At 35.2% G+C, this 5,187-nt stretch carries 4 protein-coding genes; all 4 read left to right on the top strand.

The genetic code is table 11. From position 1 onward, the window contains the following. Positions 1 to 423: 423 nt before the first annotated feature. The 4 genes from GQR46_RS15695 to GQR46_RS15680 are packed head-to-tail and all read left to right on the top strand — an operon-like array spanning position 424 to position 5,148. Positions 424 to 1,665, top strand: a complete 1,242-nt coding sequence (locus GQR46_RS15695; protein WP_165741423.1) for an HlyD family efflux transporter periplasmic adaptor subunit — start codon at positions 424 to 426, stop codon at positions 1,663 to 1,665. Next, positions 1,662 to 2,342 (top strand): ABC transporter ATP-binding protein, encoded by a 681-nt coding sequence (locus GQR46_RS15690; protein ID WP_165741422.1) that lies wholly within the window; start codon positions 1,662 to 1,664, stop codon positions 2,340 to 2,342. The genes GQR46_RS15695 and GQR46_RS15690 overlap by 4 nt, the downstream gene beginning before the upstream one ends. Next, positions 2,342 to 4,702 (top strand): ABC transporter permease, encoded by a 2,361-nt coding sequence (locus GQR46_RS15685; RefSeq protein ID WP_165741421.1) that lies wholly within the window; start codon positions 2,342 to 2,344, stop codon positions 4,700 to 4,702. Before GQR46_RS15690 ends, GQR46_RS15685 begins: the two co-directional genes overlap by 1 nt. A gap of 8 nt (positions 4,703 to 4,710) precedes the next feature. Beyond that, positions 4,711 to 5,148: a hypothetical protein gene (locus tag GQR46_RS15680; protein WP_165728523.1), complete on the top strand. Its 438-nt coding sequence runs from the start codon at positions 4,711 to 4,713 to the stop codon at positions 5,146 to 5,148. The last annotated feature ends 39 nt before the right edge of the window (positions 5,149 to 5,187 follow it).

The following is a 5,187-nucleotide window of genomic DNA, read 5'->3' as shown; positions in this document are numbered from 1 at the left end:
GCTATTTAAAGAAAGCTTGAGGCTGGTTAGAAGAGATGGTATCTACGCCGATAATATTATTACCGAGCTGCTGCTCATTGTTAGCAATGGCCTCCCAAAAACCAAAAAAAGCCCTTATAAAAATAGTGCTTTTGTGTAGCAACGTAGTAATTACCTTGTCCTACCTCATCAACAAACAAGATAATTAAACCTTTCTCTCACTAAACCCCATTAAAATAAAATTTACATAGTTAACTTAGTGGTGATATAACTGAATGTGTTTTAGGAACGGAGTTGGTGATAAATCAAACCGTTAGCTGCCCGCTAAAAAATATTACTCAACTAGCTTACCCTCACACCTTTTACTTAAGGAAAGTAAAAACCCTAACTAAAACAGCGTTTACCACATTTTAAAATAACAAAAAGCACAAGTAGGTTGTACTAATGGAAGAGTATTTAATCGTTAAACAAAAAAGTAGATACCCTATCGCTGTTGCGGCTTTATTGCTGTTATTGGTTTTGGGCTATTTAATTAAGATACTACTTTTCTCAAGTGATATTCCTGAACGTTATTTAAAGCCAATACTAGTCTCTCAAGTATCATTACCCAATGTATTAAAAGGAATTGGTACAATAGAGCCTACACAAAGAGAGCTTTTGTCTGCGCCGCTAAAAGGCAATATCAACACACTTACAATTCGTGAAGGGCAAGCTATAAAAAAAGGCCAAGTATTGGCAAAGCTGACTAACTACGAATTGGAACAAGATATACATAATGCGAGTTACGAGCAGCTTAATTTAGAATCTCAAGTGGCTATTGATAAAAGCAATTTAGCAATCAAGCTCTCGCAAATTAAAGTCGACTTATCAAAAGCTAAAATGGCATTGCAACAGCAAGCGCTTGAATTAAATGCTAATAAAGTTTTAATGGAACAAGGTATTATTTCTGCAATTCGCTTTAAACAAAGCGAAATGCTTTACAAGCAAAGTGAACTTGAAGCTAATGCCAAACATGATGAACTTAGTCTATTTACAGAGGCATTCGATCAGCAATTAATTGCGCTTAATAACAAGGTAAACATAGCAAAAAATAAGCTTAGCTATTTAAAAAGGCGTCAAGAGCAACTAACACTCACAGCAAACTTTGACGGCACCGTAAGTCAAAATTTAGCTAAATTAGGCCAAGCGGTCACGCAAGGGCAATCACTGTTTGAGTTAATAGAGACCGACAACTTACTGGCTAAAATACAAGTCCCTCAGTATTCATCTAATCAGTTACGAATAGGCCAAAAAGCAGACATAGTTACACCCAGTGGCACAATTGCAGCTAAGGTTGATTACATTGATACAGTAATAAGAAATGGCGCTATTAATGTATTTTTAGTATTAGACACTCCCCCACCATCATGGCTTAGAAGCAGCCAAGCAATAGAAGCCCATATTTATTTGGAGCAATCTTTAGTAGTTCAAAATATTAAAAAACCGAATGATTTTGATAACTACAGCAAATGGAAGGTCTACGAAATAACACCATCGAGTAAAGCTATTCTTACCAATATAAATTATAAAACGACTGAGCAAGACACCTTGAGCTTTAATGAAACGCTAAAAAGTAATTATGTATTATTACTGCCTGCTGATTATGCCACTAAAAATAACTTTGATTTAATAGGCGCTTTTAAATGAGTTATTCGCTGATAGAGTTTAATAATGTTTTTTATCAATACCCTAATACCAAAATTAATACACTTAAAGCTATAAACTTTAAAATAAACAGTGGTGATTATATTGCAATTACGGGCACCTCAGGCAGCGGTAAAAGTACCCTACTTTCTATTTTAGGCTTACTAAATATACCTAGCCAAGGGCAATACACTATTTTAGGCACTAACACAGCAAACTTAACACCCGATGCGATTGCAGCCATTAAAAACAGAGAACTTGGTTTTATATTTCAAAACTTTAATTTGTTAAATCATTTAAGCGTATTTGATAACGTGGCTTTGCCACTCAGTTACAACAAATCGGTGCCTAGAAAGGATTACCAAAAAAAAGTAGAAGCTGCGCTTAATAAAGTAAATATGCTTGAATTTATTGATAGAAAGCCAAGCCAATTGTCAGGCGGGCAACAACAAAGAGTTGCTATTGCTAGAGCATTAATAAATGAGCCCTCTATTATTTTAGCCGACGAGCCTACTGGTAATTTAGATTCGAGTAATAGCGAACAAATATATCAGTTACTCAATAAGCTAAACGACGAAGGCAAAACAATTTGCTTAATAACACATGATGAAAACCATGCTAAAACAGCAAAAACGCGTTTGTATATTCAAGACGGACAGCTTAGTACACAAGGTTTTTGATGCTGAACTTAATTACTGATCTGACCTTAAACTGGCTAAAATATGCTAAGCAAAATACTAAATTATGGCTTAGCTGTTTGTTGCTGAGTATTCCTTTATGTTTAATTTTAAATATAAGTAATATTCATAGTCAGTTTTTATCAGCCGATTACACGGCAATAAATAACATCCACAACATTAAACAAGTTTACTTAAGTGACACTCAAAATGACTTACCCGTTGATGAGTACATTTTTGATGAAATAACCTTATTGCACCAAGATTTAGTTGGCGTTTTTGAGCGTTCTATTGATTTATCATTAAAGCTTTCGGTTAATCATGATAGTGAGCCTGTTAAGGTAAGCTTTATATCGGGGGGGTATAAACAATTAGGTATCATTCCTGCCTTAGGCAGCTTTGAGAAATTAGATTACCCAAAACAAGGCAGCGCACTAAGTGCCGCCATTAGCTATTCGTTTTGGCATACTCATTTTAAAGGTGTCACTGATATTATTGGCAAACAGCTTGTTGTTAATAATAAAAGCATAAACATTGTCGCAGTAATGCCAAAAGAGTTTAAAAGCTTTAAACGTGCCTATGAACCTAAACTTGTTATTCCTTACTCGCAACTTAAACGTATTTTGCCTCAAGAAAGTAGCCTGACCCCAGATACATTTACGTATATTTTAGGGCACGTTAAAAATAAAACACTCTTTTTAAGCTTGCTAAATAAGCACTTACAAAACGAAATGTTTATATTTGATAATACCGAACTTAAGTTTAGTGATGGTATTGGCGTTAACCCAACTCACTTTAATAAAATAATAAAGCGCCTAAATTTATTGCAGTTACTTTATTATATTTTGCTCTTATTTAGCTTTATTGCCTTTTGTGCATTTTACTGTGCAGAGTCAATTAAAAAGCAACAAGAAGAAACTATACGCAAATTATGCGGAGCCAATAACACACACATTTTTGTGCAGCAAATTACTGATATCGTACTCACAAGCCTACTACTTGTTATTGTAATGTGCGTTTTGTATCCACTGAGCGACCGCATCAGCGCAATTTTATTACCAAGCCTGAACCAGCTAAACAGCTCTTTTTCATTATTTACGCTGGCGGTATTTTACATTGTTATTATTACTTTTTTATCGACGCTTAGTTATTTTCAACGAAGGTGGATACACAGCAGTATTGGACGCGGCCAAAGTGCAACAACAAGCGAAAAAGTACAAGTGTTCTCATTGCTTTCGTTACTTACTAGCCTTGCTATTACAAGTGTTTACATTAGTAGTTTGGTTATTTACAGCCAGATTAATTTAAATAATAAAAGTATGGGTTTTAATGCAGATAATATTCTAATTGCCAGCTTTAGTTTTCCACAATCACCTAGCGAGGCCTTTAATGCAAATAACTCTGCTCAACAATTAATTCAGCAATTAAATTCACTGCCTATTATTGAAGAAGTATCACTTAGCTCTTCCCCACCACTATCAGATCGCAGTGGATTTAGTGCATGGTACACCGTTACCGGACAAGCTATCAGTTCGGGTAAAAGCGCCAGTACCGCAAGCCATAGAGTGAGCCCACATTACTTTAAAACTATTGGCGCTAAGCTTATCTCTGGGCAAAGCGTGCAATGGCAACAGTACCAAAACATTGTCGTTAACAGCGCGTTATGGGATCAATACTTTGCAGGCACAGAACTAAGCCAAGCTTATTTATTAGCCCAATTTGATACTGGAAAAGTAAAACATAAAGTAGTTGGCGTTGTTAATGATATTTATAACGAAGGAGTCGACACACCGGTTCAGCCAACTGTATATAATGTAATAAGTGCCCTAACAGGTTTTGAAACAATTATAATTAAAACTTATGCGCCCATCACACAAGTTGAAAGTGAACTCCAAACGGCAGTAAGAGCATTAAGTGTTAACTTTAACGATTTATCACTTACCCCCCTTTCGTCTTTAGTAAAAAATGAGCAAGCCCCTAGAAATGCATTACTTATAATTACCGTTGTGTGTTCCTCAATTCTTCTACTCTCTGCGTTTTTATACAACTACAGCAGTATTAAACAGCTTACGGCTAAATCATCCACAGAGCTTGCATTAAGACGTGCTATGGGCGCTCGCAACTACCAAATATGCTATTTATTTTTAAAGCTCTTTTTCACTGCATTTGTGATAACCCACATAGTTATTATTGCGCTATTTTTCACCCAACATGAAAAACTACAAACTTTTTTATTTCAACAATCCGTTTTTGACCTAAACACGATACTTACAGTGCATTTAGTCATTTTGTTAGCGGTTATATGTATTATTGCTATAGAGATTAAAAAAACACTTAACAATTCGTGGAATAACTTAACTTAAGGATAAGCATGTATAAATTACTACTAGCTACACTACTTATATACGGCGGAAATACATACGCTGAGCAGTACAGTTTCTCTCATTACCAAATGGTTAAATCGCCCATTAATAATACCGCACCACAAATGTTTTTATTTAACAGCAAAGGCGAGCTGATGCATTACTCTGATAAATATTTACCCAATATTTTATCCATTTTTAAAAATAAACAAAGCCATCCTGATTCTGATTTAATTAAAAGTAATTTAGAGCAGCTATTAACAACATTGCCCGATTTTACCCAGCAAAAGTATACGTTGTTTTACACCTCAATAGATGAAGGTATAGGCCCCTGCCCGCCTTGTAGGCAACAAGAAAAAACCATCGACATGCTTAAAAGTAAGTTTTCAGATAAGCAGCTAAAGGTTCATTCAATTTCTATAATTGCCAGTGACTACGGTATATAAAAAAAACCCGCTAAATAACTTTAGCGGGCTTTTTGTTGC

Origin of the sequence: Pseudoalteromonas sp. Z1A6, from assembly GCF_011378745.1 — a bacterium.
Taxonomy (GTDB): domain Bacteria; phylum Pseudomonadota; class Gammaproteobacteria; order Enterobacterales; family Alteromonadaceae; genus Pseudoalteromonas; species Pseudoalteromonas arctica.
Note: the sequence above shows the minus strand (reverse complement) of the source record. Positions and strands in the feature narration are given on the sequence as shown.

Coding starts and splice junctions, on each gene's coding strand:
- GQR46_RS15695 (WP_165741423.1), top strand. CDS start 424: ATGGAAGAGTATTTAATCGTTAAACAAAAAAGTAGATACCCTATCGCT.
- GQR46_RS15680 (WP_165728523.1), top strand. CDS start 4,711: ATGTATAAATTACTACTAGCTACACTACTTATATACGGCGGAAATACA.
- GQR46_RS15685 (WP_165741421.1), top strand. CDS start 2,342: ATGCTGAACTTAATTACTGATCTGACCTTAAACTGGCTAAAATATGCT.
- GQR46_RS15690 (WP_165741422.1), top strand. CDS start 1,662: ATGAGTTATTCGCTGATAGAGTTTAATAATGTTTTTTATCAATACCCT.